This window comes from Erwinia sp. E602 (genome assembly GCF_018141005.1).
GTDB lineage: Bacteria > Pseudomonadota > Gammaproteobacteria > Enterobacterales > Enterobacteriaceae > Erwinia.
The window spans coordinates 1,991,140-2,007,394 of record NZ_CP046582.1 but is presented as its reverse complement, the minus strand read 5'-3'; the positions used below and the strand labels follow the sequence as shown (position 1 = coordinate 2,007,394).

General features: G+C 56.8%; 15 protein-coding genes and 1 pseudogene. 7 read left to right on the top strand and 9 right to left on the bottom strand.

The features are described from left to right. Positions 1 to 13: 13 nt before the first annotated feature. A complete protein-coding gene (locus GKQ23_RS10430) occupies positions 14 to 904 on the bottom strand; it encodes a LysR family transcriptional regulator (RefSeq protein WP_212410867.1) in 891 nt (296 codons plus the stop codon). Positions 905 to 1,013: 109 nt separating this feature from the next. Here GKQ23_RS10430 and GKQ23_RS10425 point away from each other — a divergent pair, with 109 nt between their 5' ends. From GKQ23_RS10425 to GKQ23_RS10415, 3 genes are all read left to right on the top strand, one after another. Then, the gene (locus GKQ23_RS10425) at positions 1,014 to 2,465 is read left to right on the top strand and encodes an MFS transporter (RefSeq protein ID WP_212410865.1); all 1,452 of its coding nucleotides are present in this window, start codon (positions 1,014 to 1,016) and stop codon (positions 2,463 to 2,465) included. Positions 2,466 to 2,771: 306 nt separating this feature from the next. Next, the gene (locus tag GKQ23_RS10420) at positions 2,772 to 4,412 is read left to right on the top strand and encodes a S8 family serine peptidase (protein WP_212410863.1); all 1,641 of its coding nucleotides are present in this window, start codon (positions 2,772 to 2,774) and stop codon (positions 4,410 to 4,412) included. Positions 4,413 to 4,571: 159 nt separating this feature from the next. Then, on the top strand, positions 4,572 to 5,747 hold the full coding sequence (locus tag GKQ23_RS10415) for a diguanylate cyclase (protein WP_212410861.1): 1,176 nt from the start codon (positions 4,572 to 4,574) through the stop codon (positions 5,745 to 5,747). 180 nt (positions 5,748 to 5,927) lie between these two features. Here GKQ23_RS10415 and ychH read toward each other — a convergent pair whose 3' ends face one another. Next, complete coding sequence (gene ychH / locus GKQ23_RS10410) at positions 5,928 to 6,218, bottom strand: stress-induced protein YchH (protein ID WP_212410859.1); 291 nt, start codon at positions 6,216 to 6,218, stop codon at positions 5,928 to 5,930. Positions 6,219 to 6,488: 270 nt separating this feature from the next. Between ychH and pth the strand changes: the two genes are divergently transcribed. Next, positions 6,489 to 7,076: an aminoacyl-tRNA hydrolase gene (gene pth, locus GKQ23_RS10405; protein ID WP_056234392.1), complete on the top strand. Its 588-nt coding sequence runs from the start codon at positions 6,489 to 6,491 to the stop codon at positions 7,074 to 7,076. Positions 7,077 to 7,113: 37 nt separating this feature from the next. Here pth and GKQ23_RS10400 read toward each other — a convergent pair whose 3' ends face one another. Next, the gene (locus GKQ23_RS10400) at positions 7,114 to 7,776 is read right to left on the bottom strand and encodes an EAL domain-containing protein (protein WP_212410857.1); all 663 of its coding nucleotides are present in this window, start codon (positions 7,774 to 7,776) and stop codon (positions 7,114 to 7,116) included. A 137-nt stretch (positions 7,777 to 7,913) separates the two neighbouring features. Continuing rightward, positions 7,914 to 9,395 (bottom strand): SulP family inorganic anion transporter, encoded by a 1,482-nt coding sequence (locus GKQ23_RS10395; RefSeq protein WP_212410849.1) that lies wholly within the window; start codon positions 9,393 to 9,395, stop codon positions 7,914 to 7,916. A 350-nt stretch (positions 9,396 to 9,745) separates the two neighbouring features. On the opposite strand from GKQ23_RS10395, the gene ychF reads away from it, so the two are divergent. Then, positions 9,746 to 10,837, top strand: a complete 1,092-nt coding sequence (gene ychF, locus GKQ23_RS10390; protein ID WP_212410847.1) for a redox-regulated ATPase YchF — start codon at positions 9,746 to 9,748, stop codon at positions 10,835 to 10,837. 537 nt (positions 10,838 to 11,374) lie between these two features. On the opposite strand, the pseudogene GKQ23_RS10385 reads toward ychF, so the two are convergent. The 3 genes and pseudogenes from GKQ23_RS10385 to GKQ23_RS10375 all read right to left on the bottom strand — a co-directional run. Beyond that, positions 11,375 to 11,725 (bottom strand): annotated as a pseudogene (locus GKQ23_RS10385) (SDR family NAD(P)-dependent oxidoreductase); the annotation flags it as partial. 61 nt (positions 11,726 to 11,786) lie between these two features. Further along, the gene (locus GKQ23_RS10380; RefSeq protein ID WP_212410837.1) at positions 11,787 to 12,488 is read right to left on the bottom strand and encodes a DsbA family oxidoreductase; all 702 of its coding nucleotides are present in this window, start codon (positions 12,486 to 12,488) and stop codon (positions 11,787 to 11,789) included. A gap of 87 nt (positions 12,489 to 12,575) precedes the next feature. Continuing rightward, on the bottom strand, positions 12,576 to 13,682 hold the full coding sequence (locus GKQ23_RS10375) for an alkene reductase (RefSeq protein WP_212410836.1): 1,107 nt from the start codon (positions 13,680 to 13,682) through the stop codon (positions 12,576 to 12,578). A 236-nt stretch (positions 13,683 to 13,918) separates the two neighbouring features. Here GKQ23_RS10375 and GKQ23_RS10370 point away from each other — a divergent pair, with 236 nt between their 5' ends. Next, positions 13,919 to 14,248 (top strand): co-chaperone YbbN, encoded by a 330-nt coding sequence (locus tag GKQ23_RS10370; RefSeq protein WP_212410834.1) that lies wholly within the window; start codon positions 13,919 to 13,921, stop codon positions 14,246 to 14,248. Between the two features lie 29 nt (positions 14,249 to 14,277). Here GKQ23_RS10370 and GKQ23_RS10365 read toward each other — a convergent pair whose 3' ends face one another. Then, a complete protein-coding gene (locus tag GKQ23_RS10365) occupies positions 14,278 to 14,616 on the bottom strand; it encodes a carboxymuconolactone decarboxylase family protein (protein ID WP_118666014.1) in 339 nt (112 codons plus the stop codon). A 4-nt stretch (positions 14,617 to 14,620) separates the two neighbouring features. After that, positions 14,621 to 15,199, bottom strand: coding sequence for a TetR/AcrR family transcriptional regulator (locus GKQ23_RS10360; RefSeq protein WP_212410826.1), 579 nt, complete (start codon positions 15,197 to 15,199; stop codon positions 14,621 to 14,623). Between the two features lie 199 nt (positions 15,200 to 15,398). On the opposite strand from GKQ23_RS10360, the gene GKQ23_RS10355 reads away from it, so the two are divergent. Then, entirely contained in the window at positions 15,399 to 16,241 is an 843-nt protein-coding gene (locus GKQ23_RS10355) for a DMT family transporter (RefSeq protein ID WP_212410824.1), read from the top strand. The last annotated feature ends 14 nt before the right edge of the window (positions 16,242 to 16,255 follow it).

The window sequence follows — 16,255 nt, the reverse complement described above, 5'->3', positions numbered from 1 at the left end:
GCCGGTCCTTTTTTTATGGCGCAAGGCCGATGTGTTCTGCCAGATAGTCAATCAGCACCCGCAGTTTTGGCAGCAGATGGCGGTTGCCCGGCCACAGCAGGGAAAACTGCCCGCCGGCGGTAATATGCGCATCCAGCACGCTGGACAGTTCTCCGCTTTCCACATATTCCTGCACCGCGAAATCCGGCACGTAGATCAGCCCCAATCCGCGCCGGGCGGCGGAGATCTGCGCCTCCAGGTTGTTAAACACCAGCGGGCCACTCAGTGCCAGCCCGCTCTCTGCCCCACCGGTAAACTGCCACGGCTGCAGCTGGCCGCTGCCGGAAAAACGGTACAGCAGGCAGGCATGAGCCGTCAGATCCTGCGGCCGCTGCGGTACGCCGCGCGCGGCAAGATACTCTGCTGATGCCACCAGCCGGAAACGAAAGCTGCCGAGCCGGCGTGCCTTCAGCCGCGAGTCGGCAAAATCACCGCTGCGCAGCACCGCGTCATAACCTTCGCCGATCACGTCCACCAGCCGGTCGTTAAAATCCAGATCCAGCTCTATCTCCGGATAGCGGGCGGTAAAGCCGGGCAGCAGCGGCAGCAGCAACCGGTAGCCTATCGCCGGAAAACTCAGCCGCAGCCGCCCGCGTGGCTCTGCCATCAGCCGCGACAGCTCCTGCTCCGCTTCTGTCAGCTCCTGCACCACCCGCAGACTGCGCTCAAAAAACAGCAGCCCCTCTTCGGTCAGGCTCAGGCTGCGGGTGCTGCGGTTAAACAGGCTGACGCCGAGGCTGCTCTCCAGCCGCGCCACGCTTTTACCAATCGCCGAGGCCGACACGCCCAGACGCTCGGCGGCGGCCACAAAACTGCCCAGCTGCGCCGCCTGCACAAAGGCATGCAGCCCGCTCAAACTTTCCACGCTGCTCATTCGCGACTTTTTGTCCTTTATCTCCGGTCTTAAAGCCCGTTTATCACTCTGTCACGCCAATTTATCCTGCTTCTTTAATAATGAGAAGTGGAGATTACCGATGAGTTCACTGACCCTTGCGGCACATAGCAGCCGCTGGAGCATTGTGGCGGTGTGCAGCGCCGCGCTGATGCTGCCGCTGAGTTTTTCCGCCGGGGTGATCGCCACCCCGGCCATCGCCGTCAACCCTGGTGGTTCGCCGCTGGCACTAAGCTGGATAACCAACGCCTTCCTGCTCAGCTTCGGCAGCCTGCTGATGGCGGCAGGCACGCTGGCTGACCGCTATGGCCGCAAACGGCTGTTTATGACCGGCGTCAGTCTGTTTACCCTGCTGTCGCTGCTGACGCCGTGGCTGCCATCGGTGGTATGGCTGGATGCCGTGCGCGCGCTGCAGGGCGCGGCGGCAGCGGCGGCACTGGCGGGCGGCAGCGCCGCGCTGGCTAACGCCTTCGAGGGCCACGCGCGGGCGCGCGCCTTCAGCCTGCTCGGCACCAGCTTCGGCGTCGGGCTGGCCGCCGGGCCGGTGATCGCCGGGATGTTGCTGGCGTTCAGCGGCTGGCACAGCGTGTTCCTGTGCTGCGCGCTGTTTGGCCTGCTGGCACTGCTGACCGGCCAGCGGTACCTGCCCGAATCACGTAACGATGACCCGCGTCCGCTCGACTGGCCGGGGATGATCGGCTTCAGCCTGGCGCTGACGCTGTTCACCTGGGCACTGCTGCAACTGGCCGCCAGCGGCAGCAGTACCCTGACCAGCCTGCTGCTGGCAGGCAGCCTGCTGGCCTTTGTACTGTTTGTGGTTATCGAACTGCGCAGCGCCCAGCCGATGCTCGACCTGAGCCTGTTCCGCTACGGTCGCTTTATCGGCGTGCAGCTGCTGCCGGTGGCCACCTGCTACTGCTTTGTGGTGCTGCTGGTGCTGTTGCCGCTGCGTTTTATGGGTTTCTACGGCTTTGATGCCTTCACCACCGGCCTGCTGATGCTGGCGATTTCGCTGCCGATGCTGGTGGTGCCGGGGCTGGCGGTCAGCCTGACCCGCCGCTACTCCCCCGGAGCGGTGAGCTGTGCGGGACTGCTGCTGGCCGCCGCCGGCATTGTGCTGCTCAGCCAGGTGACGCCACAGAGTTCCCTGTTTCTGACCCTGCTGGCGATGGTGCTTATCGGCAGCGGCAGCGGCCTGCCGTGGGGGCTGATGGATAATCTGTCGGTCAGCGTGGTGCCGCCGCAACGGGCGGGGATGGCCACCGGTATTTTCAGTACGGTGCGCGTGGCCGGTGAAGGCGTGGCGCTGGCGACGGTGAGCAGCCTGTTCAGCCTGCTGGTGACCAGGCAGATGAACCTGGCGAACACGGCGCCGGAGCCGGCATCGGGTTTTTTAAATGGACTACCCTCGAATCCGCAGCTTATACCCATTATCGAAACTGCTTTTAACCAGCTGTTACTTGCACTGGCGGCTGTCACCTTGCTCTGCACCTGTGGCATCTGGTTGTGCCTGGTACGACCTGAAAATCGCTGAATGAATTCAGCCGGCTAAACGTCGCCACTTCGCTGTAAACAGTTATTCCGGAGTGGCGTTAACGACATTTTACTATCCCTTTAATAACTCAGCATAAATCATCGCAAATTAAAAATTACATATAATTACACTTCCGGAACACCTTTGAAAAATAACAGCGCTCGCCTTTCTGTTAAATAAATCCAAAACAAGACTGCAACTTATATCCGGTCGCTTATTTACTTAAGGGGAAATGAAATGCATGCTGATCGCGGTTACTGCACATCGATCGTCATTACACCTCATTATTGAAACGGAGATTTGACTATGACTTCTAAAAAAACCATCAGCATGAAGGATAAAAAATTCGATAATCAGAAAAGAGAGTATACTCTCAATAAGTCACCGGAATTTCTGGTGATAAGATTTAAACCTGACGCAAAAGCAGATGCTGAAAAAAACCTGGCCAGACTGCCTGTGGAAATACATTCAAAATTCGAGGCGGCCAGCGTGTTTGTCATCAGGGTCAGCGATCCATCTACAACAGACAACATTAAATCCTCGCTCCTGAAAAATCCGGACACGCGCTTCGTCGGCCATGCCTTTCTTATTAATGACGAGCCTGTCGTTTACACAGAAAACATCATCATTATCTTCAATGATAACAAGAGCGAATCTGACTGCAGGCGTTTCTTCAGTGAAAAAAATCTGACGGTTAAGCAACATATTCAGGAAACGGGCAGTACCTGGCTGGTAACACCTCAGCAGTCTCCCGGCAGCGACGTTTTCGAGCTCAGCAAAACGTTACTGGATGCCCCTGATGTTGAAGCCTGCTACCCCGAAATTGTCCAGCTGAAGAAAAAGAAAGTCATCCACCCTAATCAGTGGCACTTAAAACCAACGCTAATTACCTGGCAGGCAGTAATCAACGCCAGCGCCAATGTCGAAGAAGCACATAAATTTACTCGCGGGGAGGGAATTGTTATCGCCATTATTGATGATGCCGTTGATATTACCCATCCGGAATTCTCCTCTCCGGGTAAAGTCGTCAATCCGGCAAATTTTTCTGGCCGGGTTTTCGATACCAACCCGATGCCGGATAACGCCCGTCAGTCACACGGCACCCCGTGCGCCGGAGTGGCGGCTTCATCAGGGCTGTATGGCGCAACGGGCGTTGCGCCTGCCGCACATATTATGCCTGTCAAATATACGGAAGATCTCGGCTCACTCAATGAAGCCAGGCAGTTTATCTGGGCCGCCGATCGTGGTGCAGACGTTATCTCCTGCAGCTGGGGGCCACTTGATGGCGATCCCCTGGTTGAAGGCGATCCGCTTCACCACAGAAAATTCCCTCTTGCCCCTCACGTGAGGCGTGCCATTGAATATGCTGCCACCAGGGGCCGTAATGGCAAAGGATGTGCCATATTTTTCGCAGCGGGTAACGGCAACGAATCCGTTGATAACGATGGTTACGCCAGCTGTCCTTATGTTATGGCCGTTGCCGCCTGCAACTCTGAAAATATCAGAAGCTATTATAGTGATTACGGTAAGGCTATTTTCTGCGCTTTCCCGAGCAATGATCTGCTCAGTACTTCAACGCCCGGCATCTGGACAACCTCACTTACGCGTTGCGTTACTCACACAGAGGGTACGCTGAACAAGGGTGATGTTTATGGTAACTACACCAATAACTTTGGCGGGACTTCCAGCGCCTGCCCCGGTGCTGCCGGGGTGGCCGCACTGGTTCTTTCGGTTTATCCGGATATCTCACTGGACGAGCTAAGAAGCATCCTGAGGAAAACCTGCGATAAAATTGGCCAGCAGGGGCCCTCTTCTGACAAAAACTTCACGACATATGACCGGTCCGGACACAGTCTTGCGCTGGGTTATGGCAGACTGAATGCAGGTGAAGCCGTTAAGCTTGCGTTAAAACGTAAGAAAATTGCATCGGCGAATCTGCACTGTTGAAAATTGGTCAACGGCAGGTCGCCCGGAACGACTGGCCACCGAGGGTGGCCAGGACATCGCCTCCCCTCCTTTTTTACTCCCGGAGTTCAGCTTCCCCCTTTTGAAGAAGGGTCATTGGTGATACTTTGCTGTCATTATTATCTTAGGAATAATCCGAATATGGCGCTTGACGTCTACACGCTGTTCGTCTGCGAACTCAGTGTGCTGATGTTTTTAATCATCGTACTGCTGTTCGCATGGCGCGGCGCCCAGTACAATCCGGTGCTGGGGATCAACTGCCTGTCACTTACCGCCACGCTGTTAGCGATCGTTTTTAGCAGCCTGCGTAGCCAGGGTTACGTGTTTTTACCGCTGGTGGTGGGCAATATGCTGATGCTGTTCGCCTACGGCATTTTACTCTGCGCGTTCCGCTATTTTCGCGGCGCGCGCGCCGGGAAGCTGTGGATGGCAGGCATGGCGGTGTGGGCCTTACTCTGCCCGATACCGGCCTTCTATCAGTCGATGCCCCTTCGGGTACTGGTAATCTGCGTATTGTGTATTCTCTACACGGCCGCGATGATGCGCGAACTGTGGCGCGCGCGCAGCCTGCTGCCGGTCACCTTCTGGCCGGCGCAGCTGCTGCTGTGGATCCATCTGCTGTTCCACATCGCCCGCATACTGCTGGATGGCGGTATTCCCAGCCCGTTACACGGTGCGATCGGCGGATCTGTGTTCTCGGTTTACGTGATTCTGGAGTCGATTCTGATGGTGATCGGCATGAGCGTAACGCTGATGGCGATGGTTAACGAACGCACGCTGCTCAGGCACAAGCAGGCAGCCCTGCTCGATCCGCTGACCGGCGTCTGGAACCGGCGGGCGCTGTTTGAAAAGGCCGAAGTCACCCCGGCGGGCTGCGTCACCCCGCTGAGCGTGATGCTGCTGGATCTCGACCATTTCAAAAGCATCAATGATCGGTTCGGCCACGACCAGGGGGACAGAGTATTAATTGATTTCTGCTGCCAGGTGAAATCGGTGCTGCCGCCCGGCGGCTTTTTTGCCCGCCTGGGGGGCGAGGAATTTGCCACCGTATTAGCGCTGGGTGAACGGGAAACGATGACCTTTGCGGAGAGCATACGCGCGACGGTTGAGCACTCTACCCCTGGCGGCGTTAGCTATACGGTGAGTATCGGCGTGGCCAGCTGTCAGCCGGGGCACGACCATCTTGACGCGTTGCTCAGCGCCGCCGACGAGGCCCTGTACCAGGCTAAAACCGACGGCCGAAACCGGGTGAAGGCTTTTAAACCGGCATTAAGGGCTGAGGTGAGTATCGTACCGACAGCGACAGCGACAGGTTAAGCCGAAGCATGTCGCGGCAGATTAGAGGCCCGAGGGGCCGAAACAAGCCGCCGGGTGCGGTCACAGGCAAAGCTGACACAGACTTTGCGCCATAACAGCAACGCCTGCAGCGAACGGAGTCGCCGAAGGCGGAGACGTTATCAGGGTGGCAATGATGCTCAGTTGCCACCTGCCCGGCACTCAGTGCGGGCGATGATGTGAAGCGCTGTCCCCCTGGCGGCAGCGCTTGTCACCGCAGTGACGCACCCAGTAATAGCGGTCGGTGATCTTTTCGCGACCGCTGACGCGGGCGCCCACCAGCCACAGCAGCGCACCCAGGAAGATGCTGAAAATGGCCCCCTGCACCAGAAACTCATCAGAAGAGAACTGCGGCATCTGATTGACCACCGCGTAGGCCACGCCGGCGACCATCATCAGTAGCCCCAGGCCCATCAGACCATTACCTGCTATATGCGTATGTTTGCGTTTCATTAACCACCTCCAGTCCATCGTCGGGGCAAGATCCATTGCCGGATAATGCAAGTGTAGGAAATTGATCGTGCGGGTGGTGCTGCTTTGATCACACTTTTGGTACATTCTTTGACACAACTTTACGTCTAACCCGCTGAATTTGTATCAAAATTGAATAATCACCTGACTGAATTACTGTGAGCCAGCGCACAGAACGCCCCGCCCTTTGAGTTATCCGCCGCGCTTCAGTAAACTAGCCGCCTCGAACCGACCCTTCAGGGAATACACCACGTGAGTAGCATTAAACTGATTGTTGGCCTTGCCAACCCGGGCGCAGAGTACGCCGCCACGCGCCATAACGCAGGGGCGTGGTACGTCGATTTACTGGCTGAACGGCACAATCAGTCGTTAAAGGAAGAGAGCAAGTTCTGGGGTTATACCGCGCGCCTGAACCTCGGCGGTGAGGATGTACGCCTGCTGGTGCCGACCACCTTTATGAATCTGAGCGGCAAGGCGGTGGCGGCGATGGCGACCTTTTACCGCATTGCCCCGGAAGAGATTCTGGTGGCACACGACGAGCTGGATCTGCCGCCCGGGGTGGCAAAGTTCAAACAGGGTGGCGGTCACGGCGGCCATAACGGCCTGAAAGACATCATTAGTCGGCTGGGTAACAACGTCAATTTCCACCGCCTGCGCATCGGCATCGGCCACCCGGGCGATCGTAACAAGGTGGTCGGCTTCGTGCTGGGTAAACCGCAGGCGGCAGAGCAGACGCTGATTGATAATGCGGTGGATGAAGCGGCGCGCTGCACCGAGGTGTGGCTGAAAGAGGATCGCCTGAAGGCGATGAACCGCCTGCACAGCTACAAAGCGGGCTGAGTTGAACGGGCGGCGGCAAACGACGCGGCCCGCAGCGTTATCCGGCGGAACCGCCCTGCTCCAACGCGCTGAGCGCCACAGATGGCGCAAAATAGCCCTGCACGCCCCACACCTTACTGCGCGCCAGAATGGCGATCTGCGCCTGAGCGCTGACCCCCTCCACGATCACCCGGTTGGTATACTGACGAATATGGCTAATCAGCACCGAAAAAAACGGCTTGCTGACGTTATTCAGGTAGAACTGACGATCGAGCTTAACCGCTTCAAACAGGCTCGACTGCAGCGCATGCAGGTTGGCATCCCCGGCGCCCAGATCGTCCAGCCACAGAATATTCAGCTGTTCATGCAGCGCGCGCAGCAGCGGATTATCCATCCCGTCGTGCAGGTTAGGAAAATCCTCCGACAGCTTGAGCCGGATAAACGGCAGGTGCGTCAGGATCTGCTGCACAAACGGCGACTCGGTGATCGCCCGTGCCAGTTGAAAATCGATCGCCACGCTGCACAGCAGCCCGCGTTGACGGAAGTAGCCGGCGTACTCTTCAACGATCAGCAGCTGATTGAGCAGGCGATCTTCCGCACTGACCGGCCGCAGCAGCGTCTTTGAGGCCGTATCATGAACCTGCGGCCGGTAGCTGAGGTCGATGGCCACCAGCTCGCCGGTAAGTGACTGAACAGGAATACAAACAAAGTCATTTTTCATGCCATTGAGCCAGTTAACAGGCATCCTGCCCTGAATATATGCGCTGAGCAGATTGATTATAGGAGAAAATTCTTTAATCGCCGCCCCGATAAACGGGATAACCCTATTATCGGCAGCGGCGAGTTCAGCTTTATGGTTCAGGCATCATTGCTGGCGACTTTATAGTCGGGATCGTCCAGCTCGTGGCTGCAGAACGGGCCGGCCTGCTTAAGCAGGCTGATGCAGTCTTCGCTCAGATGCCGCAGGCGCAGCGTTTTACCGGCCTGCAGATAGCGCGCCGTCAGCTTATCGACAGCCTCCACGCCGCTGGAGTCCATTACCCGGGTACGGGCAAAGTCGATCACCACCGTCTGCGGATCGTTTTCGGGCTCGAACAGCTCCTGGAAGCTCGCGACCGAGCCAAAGAACAGCGGGCCGTCCAGCCGGTAGGTCTTCTGGTCGTTCTCCTGCTGCTGCGAAACGATGGTAATGCGCGCGTGCTGCCAGGCGAACACCAGCGCCGAGATAATGACGCCGCAGATCACCGCCATCGCCAGGTCGGTGAAGATGGTGATCAGCGTCACCGTCAGCATCACCACCGTATCCGCCTTCGGCATGCGCTTAATCCGCTTCAGCGTGCTCCATTCAAAGGTATTGATGCACACCACAAACATGATCCCGGCCAGCGCCGCCACCGGCAACAGCGCGATCCAGGGCGACAGGCTGATCACAAACAGGATCAGCAGCACCGCGCCGACCAGGTTGGAAATGCGTCCGCGTCCGCCGGAGGTGAAGTTGATAATCGACTGGCCGATCATCGCGCAGCCGGCAAAGCTGCCGAAGAAGCCGCAAATCGTGTTGCCAATCCCCTGCGCCACGCACTCCTGATTGCCTGCACCCTTCTTGCTGCCCATCTCGTCCAGCACCGCCAGCGTCAGCAGCGATTCGATCAGGCCAACCAGCGCGATCACCACCGCATAGGGCAGCACAATGGTCAGCGTTTCCCAGTTGAGCGGCACGGTGGGCAGGTGGAACGACGGCAGCGTGCCGGAAATATCCGCCAGGTCGCCAACGCGTTTGGTGTCCAGCCCGAAGCCGATGGCGATGGCGCTGATGGCGATCAGCGCCGCCAGCGAGCCGGGTATCGCTTTGGTGATTTTTGGAAACAGCCAGACTATCAGCATCGCCAGCGCTACCAGCGCGTACATCACCGGGCCCTGTCCCTTAATCATCGGCAACTGGGCCAGCATAATCACGATTGCCAGACCGTTGACAAAACCGTAGATCGCCGGCTGCGGCACCAGACGGATAAACTTACCCAGCCGCAGCACGCCGATCGCCAGCTGGATCAGCCCGGCCAGAATAGTCGCCAGCAGCACGTACTCGTAACCGTGCTGGACGATCAGGCTAATCAGCACCACGATAATCGAACCGGCCGCGCCGGAAATCATCCCCGGCTTACCGCCAAAGAAGGCGGTTACCAGGCCGAGGATAAAGGCGGTATGCAGGCCGATGGTTGGCGACAGGCCGGCCAGCAGCGAGAAGGCGGTGGCTTCGGGGATCAGCGCCACGGACACCACGGCTCCCGCCAGTACGTCATTTTTGACGCTTTTAGCGCTGAAGTTGTTCAGGTTAAACATGTTTTTCCACTATTTTTTAATATGCAGGCGTACACCCCGTCGTGCGGGGCGTGAGTGTTGTCGCAGGGACAACGGCAGGCAACGTGGCGTTGCGCAGACAGGATCGCGGTTTCAGGGTGGCGTGGGCAGCGAGCAAGGCATCTGCGCAGTTCTCCGGCATTCGTCAATTTTCGTCAGTATGAAAAAATGTGAGCGCTTTCACAAGTGAAAGCTGACTCGCCGCCGAGAAATCTGCGCCATCGCCACGATAATTACGTGTATAATGCGCGGTAACTTTTTCTGTCATTCGTCGCTGACGACGTCGGGGTCAGTAACCAACCCGATTTTTAGCTTATTAAGGTGATTCAAACATGGGATTCAAATGCGGTATCGTGGGCCTGCCAAACGTTGGTAAATCCACCCTGTTCAATGCGTTAACCAAAGCGGGTATCGAAGCTGCTAACTTCCCGTTCTGTACCATTGAGCCAAATACCGGCGTGGTGCCAATGCCTGATTCACGTCTGGACCAGCTGGCGGAGATCGTTAAGCCACAGCGCATCCTGCCGACCACCATGGAGTTCGTCGACATCGCTGGCCTGGTAAAAGGGGCGTCGAAAGGTGAAGGCCTCGGCAACCAGTTCCTGACCAACATCCGCGAAACCGAAGCCATCGGCCACGTGGTGCGCTGCTTCGAGAACGACAACATTATCCACGTGAATAACAAAGTGGACCCGGCCGACGATATTGAGACCATCAATACCGAGCTGGCGCTGTCTGACCTCGACACCTGTGAACGCGCCCTGCAGCGCGTGCAGAAAAAAGCCAAAGGCGGCGATAAAGACGCCAAAGCCGAACAGGCCGCGCTGGAGAAGTGCCTGCCGCACCTGGAGAAAGCCGGCATGCTGCGCGCGCTGGATCTGAGCGAAGATGACAAAGCGGCGATCCGCTATCTGAGCTTCCTGACCCTGAAGCCGACCATGTACATCGCCAACGTGAACGAAGACGGTTTTGAGAACAACCCGTACCTCGACACCGTGCGCGCCATCGCCGCCGCCGAAGGTTCCGTGGTGGTGCCGGTGTGTGCCGCTGTAGAATCGGACATCGCCGAGCTGGAAGACGGCGACCGCGAAGAGTTTATGGCCGAGCTGGGCATTGAAGAGCCGGGCCTGAACCGCGTGATCCGCGCCGGCTACGCCCTGCTGAACCTGCAGACCTACTTCACCGCCGGCGTTAAAGAAGTGCGCGCCTGGACTATCCCGGTCGGTGCCACCGCGCCACAGGCCGCGGGTAAAATCCACACCGACTTCGAGAAAGGCTTTATCCGCGCCCAGACCATCGGCTTTGAAGACTATATCGCCTGCAAGGGCGAGCAGGGTGCCAAAGAAGCCGGCAAAATGCGTTCAGAAGGTAAAGACTACGTCGTGAAAGATGGCGACGTGATGAACTTCCTGTTTAACGTCTAAACAGATTGCCGGGGTTCGCTGAACCTCGTCAATGTGCTGAACAGCTGAAAAATCCACGCGAAGGCGTGGATTTTTTCTTTTGCGGCTGACAGAGGGAAATCATCTAAAGATCATATTGCTGCGCGACTGGCTGGGTTGTGCCAAAAGCGGACGTTGCTAACACCGGCATGTACTGATCTGCGGGTAGCATGTCAAGACCTTACGGGCAGGGTTTAACAGGCATTCAGGCCATAAGGGGTTCGCTGATAGAGGGGGGCTTCAAGTGTTATGTTTAGAGTCGCCTGCAGGTACGAAAAAACCGCCAATCAAGGCGGCTTGCTGTAACTGAATTGCTGATTAGTAATCACAAATCAACTTTTGGTACGACTTCGTATATTGCTGCGTTGTTGATGTTACGATTTTGGAACTCAACTATAAACTCTTCCACTTCTGCCTTATCCCAGAGTTCATTAGCAGTGGTGCGGTGAATGGAGGTTATCCTGCGAAGAAGGTATAAAACCGCCCTTTCTGCTCGCTGTAAAATTAGCCTGCAGAGGGGCGGTTAAGCGACAGATACATGTCATAGTCCGCTGCATCGTGCTCGGTAAAGCTCTTGGGTATGAAGATGCCCGCAGAGTTCACCATCAGGCTGATGTCACGGTGATGCGTATTGATTTCCTGACGGATGGCGTTCATGCCTTCTTCAGTCATCAGGTTGGCGGCAATCACCGACAAGGAACCGGAGCCATACTGGCTCAAATCAGTTTTTACCGCTTCGGCTTTGTCTTTCCTGTTGCCCGTCAGCACCACGCTGCCGCCGGCGTTGAGCACCATACGCGCCGTTTCCAGACCCATACCGCTCGTGCCGCCAACGACCAGCAGCTTTTTACCTTTAAAGAAATCGCTCATTTCTGACTCCACTGTTTACAGGTTTTATTCTGCCGGCAGCCAGACTGCCGGCGTCGGGCACTCAGATACTGCAGCCACCGGTGCCACAGGTCTGACCGGCTGTTCCGGACAGTTCATCCTGTTTTTCATCCCAGACCTGGCGCAGGGCGCTGAGGAAGTTTTCGGCGGACTGGGCACCGCTGATGGCATATTTCTCGTTCAGCAGGAACATCGGAACGCCGCTGACGCCGATGGAACGGGCGTGTGCCTCATCTTCCGCCACGGAGGACCGGAAGGTCTCGCTCTCCAGCGCACGGCGCGCTTCATCCGCCTGCATCCCGGCTTCTTCAGCCAGCCTGATAAGTTCCGAGGGGTCAAAAATGGAACGCCCTTCGGTGGTGCCGGCCAGGTACAGGCGCTCTGCAACCGCATCACCCACGCCCGCCTGGCGTGCAGCAGCCAGCAGCGTCAGCGCATCTTCAGTATCGCCAAACAGCATGGTGTCAAAATTGTACTGAAGGCCTTCTGACTTACCGGCCGTTGCCACCTGATTCATCATCAGTTCGGCGCCCTGCTGCCCGCCGAATTTTTTATACAGCGCTTCCCGGAAGGGAAGTGCCGGGCGATCGCCTGAAATACGGAACGCGTGGTGGCGTATCACGACGCTGTCGCGGTGTTCGAAGGCGGCCAGCCCTTTTTCAAAGCGTTTTTTGGCGATCCAGCACCACGGACAGACTAAATCTGACCAGATATCCAGGGTGATAACAGGCTTGAGGGTTTGCATTTTTGTACTCCCGATAAATAGTTAAACTGGTCATTCCGGATGCCGTTACCCTGCGATGCCGCCGGGTAACGCGCCGGAAGGCATACCTTATTCAGCTGCCCAGACCGGATAGTCGGTGTAACCTTTTTCCGGATTGCCGCTGACGCCGTAATAAGTTGAGCGATCGCTTTCGGCCAGCGGCCAGCCGTTCTGCATCCTTTCGACCAGGTCCGGGTTAGCGATGTACGGGACCCCAAACGCGATCAGGTCGGCTTCGTTTTCTGTCAGCACGTCTTCGGCGAGCTCACGGGTGAATCCGCCGGCAGCGATAAGCGTCCCGCCAAATGCCTTGCGGAAGGCCGCTTTGAAGCCTGCGGGTACCGGCGCCTGGGTATAGACGGGCTGGTAGTAAAGATGCACGTAAGCCAGCTCGCGCTGCCCCAGCGCCGTTGCCATTTCACTCCAGGTTTCCTCTTCACCTTCATAAGGCGCGAGATCGTAAATACGCCCGAACGGGGAGAGCCTTACGGCAACCTTCGTGCTGCCAACGGCCGAAGAAACGGCGTCGATGGTTTCCAGCAGGAATCGCTGGCGGTTTTTAACGGTGCCACCGTAACCGTCCGTACGCTGGTTCAGGCCGCTGCTGAGGAACTGGTCAAAAATAAACCCGTTAGCCGCCATGATTTCCACGCCGTCAAAGCCGGCTTCCACTGCCAGACGGGCTGAATTAACGAAGTCCTGGGTAATGCGACGGACTTCATCCGTTTCCAGCGCACGCGGCACGCTCGGCGTTACGGGACCCGGTTCTCCGGAGTCAGTAAATGCAAATACAGTGGTGTTGGTTGCCTGCACGGTCCCTGACGAGACCGGTGCCGTCTGGCCCGGCAGCAGGGAAACGTGGGACATGCGGCCAACGTGCCACAGCTGGGCGAAAATACGACCGCCTTTTGCATGGACGGCGTCCGTCACCTTGCGCCAGCCTTCAACGTGCGCGTCGGTGTAAATGCCCGGGGTATAAAGGTAGCCACGCGCTTCTTCTGAGACCGGGAGTCCTTCCGTAATAAGAAGGCCTGCCGATGCACGCTGCGCGTAATAAAGCGCAACAACCTCATCCGCAACGTCATTCATCGTGCGGGTGCGGGTCATCGGGGCCATCACCACACGGTTTTTTAATTCGAGACCGGACAGGCTGTATGACGTGAATAACGTGCTCATTGAATACCTCGTAAATCATTGATTGAAATAGCCAGAATCGGGAAGTGGTTGCAGACATTTCAGGAGTCTCCTGGTGACGTCTGTATGCAGCATTCGCCGGTCAGCTGATGAAGGCCACTATACCTACCTACTAGTTGATAGGTCAACAGGAATTATTTATACTGTTTTTCATGTTCAGGAAAAGCTGATGCTCCGTTACAGGAATATCACATAAAAATCATTAGGATAGATATATAGTGCGTGAAATCACCAGCTACAACGAAGATAATTTTCGCGATATTGAACGCTATGAGGGGCTGTCAGTGGTGCGCTTTTCTGCTCCGTGGTGTCCGCCCTGTCAGACCAGTGAAGTATTTTTTAACGCCCTGGTCCTCCAGCTTGACGACGACGTTCAGGTGGGCAGGGTTAATGTCGATCAGGCGCCCGTGCTGACGACCAAATATGAAATCTGGGGCCTGCCAACGGTGCTGATATTCAAAGAGGGGCAGATGGTGAGGCGCATACCCGGCGTAAAGCATGCGGCCTATTATGCCAGCGCGATTGAAGAGGTAAAAAAAGGGCTGTAAGCCCTTTTTTATCGACCGTTGAGCGACTGTCAGCCTCTCATCTGGCTGACGGCATCCAGCGTGCGTGCAGAATAGACTGCGGCCGCGCCGGCATTCAGGTTGATGGCCACGCCCAGTGCCTCTGCAATTTCGTCATCGGTGGCACCGGCTTTGATGGCGGCCTCCGCGTGAAACGCAATACAGCCGTCGCAGCGGGTGGTGACTGCACAGGCGAGCGCGATAAGCTCGCGGACCTTTGCGCCAAGCAGATCGGTTTTGTTACCCGCGCTGCCGAGCGTCACCACGCCCTTCATGGTGTCAGGGGCAAGCTTGCCAAGCTGGCCAAGGCGCTGCATCAGTTCTGTGCGGTAATTGTTCCAGTCCTGCATTTTTTTAAGCTCCGGTTTTGAGATTCAGAAACATCAGTATATGTTTGAGGCTGTTGCTGAAGACTTCAGCTCTGCCCGTTGCCCGTGCCACGACGCTCGCCCCCTCACAGAGGTTAATAATCATCAGTGCGGCATCCGTGGCGCCAATTCCTGTAGAAAATTCACCGGCAGCAATCCCGCGCTCAACAATGCCTGTCAGCCAGATGATCTGCATATCGAAATAGAGCGACGTCTGCTCAATAATATTCTGGGGAAGGTTAGCCGTTTCGGCCGACAGCGCGCAGCACAGCGGCAGAAGTGAGGCCCGGTAACTCTGTACGAAGAGGTCCACGTAAGCGGCTATCTGCTCTGCCGGCGAGCTTTTTGTCGCCAGGATTTCATCAAAGGTTGCCCGGGTATCGACTAACGCCTGCCTGACCACCTGCTCACCAAGGAGGTCTTTCGTCGGAAAGTGATGGTGTATGCTGGGCTTGGTGATGCCGATAATTTTGGACAGATCGGCATAGCTGAAGGCAGAATAGCCTTTTTCCCGCATGAGATGCTCGGCCTCGCCGAGGAGTCGTTCCCGCGTCATCGTTGTCATAATTAACCCCATTCAATCTACTAGTTGGTAGATTATATTGTCATCATGGCTTTATGACAAGCCTTGTAGTAACAACATTCACCCTTGTTGTTACCGCGTGCCTGCATAAATTCTGCTGAATGACGGGAGTTTCGCGGGTCAAATTTGACTACCTATCAGTTGGTAGTTTACGCTCTGCCCTTTTTGGGAGCCCACGACCATGCGATTTTCCGTTGTTATCAAGATTGTTACTGCCATGCTCGCCTTTGCGGCGAATTCGATAATTTGCCGCGTTGCCCTCAGGGGCGGGCATATCGATCCGGTGACATTCACCGATCTGCGGCTGACAAGCGGTGCGCTGGTATTACTGCCGTTGTTAATCCGGCATAAAGAGAAGCTACGCGGTTCGCTTAACCTGAAAAACGCGCTGTTTCTGATGGCGTACGCGATGTGCTTTTCGGTTGCCTATATTCACCTTGATACCGGAACAGGCGCGCTGCTGCTGTTTGGCGTGGTGCAGCTGACAATGGTCGTGCACGGCGTACTCGCAGGAGAACGATTGACCATGCTGAGGACCACGGGACTGGTCGTGGCCGCAGGCGGCATTGGTGCGCTTCTGTTGCCTGGTGCGAAGGCCCCTCCGGTCAGCAGCGCGTTAATAATGGGCCTTGCAGGACTGGCCTGGGCGGCTTACACCCTTGCTGGAAGAAACCAGTCCGGGGGAGCCGTTGCCACCGCAGGAAATTTTCTTATTGCCGTGCCGCTGGCGCTTATCCTCACCCCGTTTATCAGCAGCGGCCTACATTCTGACGTTCAGGGAGTTATCCTCGCCGTGGTTGCCGGTGCGGCCGCCTCTGCCGGTGCTTACGTTCTCTGGTATTCCCTTTTGCCCCATCTTGACTCGGTAACGGCCAGCACGGTTCAGCTGAGCGTTCCCTGTCTTGCGATGCTGGGTGGCGTGTTGTTTCTGGGGGAATCCCTGAGTCTCAGGATGCTGCTGTCAACGGTGGCCGTGCTCGCCGGTATTGTTCTGGTGATCGGTGCCCCGCGCCGGAAACGGTAACACCGGGACGTCAG

Bases quoted from the DNA above. Each gene is read 5' to 3' on its own strand.
- GKQ23_RS10425 (WP_212410865.1), top strand. From the start codon at position 1,014: ATGAGTTCACTGACCCTTGCGGCACATAGCAGCCGCTGGAGCATTGTG.
- GKQ23_RS10420 (WP_212410863.1), top strand. From the start codon at position 2,772: ATGACTTCTAAAAAAACCATCAGCATGAAGGATAAAAAATTCGATAAT.
- GKQ23_RS10415 (WP_212410861.1), top strand. From the start codon at position 4,572: ATGGCGCTTGACGTCTACACGCTGTTCGTCTGCGAACTCAGTGTGCTG.
- ychH (WP_212410859.1), bottom strand. From the start codon at position 6,218: ATGAAACGCAAACATACGCATATAGCAGGTAATGGTCTGATGGGCCTG.
- GKQ23_RS10400 (WP_212410857.1), bottom strand. From the start codon at position 7,776: ATGAAAAATGACTTTGTTTGTATTCCTGTTCAGTCACTTACCGGCGAG.
- GKQ23_RS10395 (WP_212410849.1), bottom strand. From the start codon at position 9,395: ATGTTTAACCTGAACAACTTCAGCGCTAAAAGCGTCAAAAATGACGTA.
- ychF (WP_212410847.1), top strand. From the start codon at position 9,746: ATGGGATTCAAATGCGGTATCGTGGGCCTGCCAAACGTTGGTAAATCC.
- GKQ23_RS10380 (WP_212410837.1), bottom strand. From the start codon at position 12,488: ATGCAAACCCTCAAGCCTGTTATCACCCTGGATATCTGGTCAGATTTA.
- GKQ23_RS10375 (WP_212410836.1), bottom strand. From the start codon at position 13,682: ATGAGCACGTTATTCACGTCATACAGCCTGTCCGGTCTCGAATTAAAA.
- GKQ23_RS10365 (WP_118666014.1), bottom strand. From the start codon at position 14,616: ATGCAGGACTGGAACAATTACCGCACAGAACTGATGCAGCGCCTTGGC.
- GKQ23_RS10360 (WP_212410826.1), bottom strand. From the start codon at position 15,199: ATGACAACGATGACGCGGGAACGACTCCTCGGCGAGGCCGAGCATCTC.
- GKQ23_RS10355 (WP_212410824.1), top strand. From the start codon at position 15,399: ATGCGATTTTCCGTTGTTATCAAGATTGTTACTGCCATGCTCGCCTTT.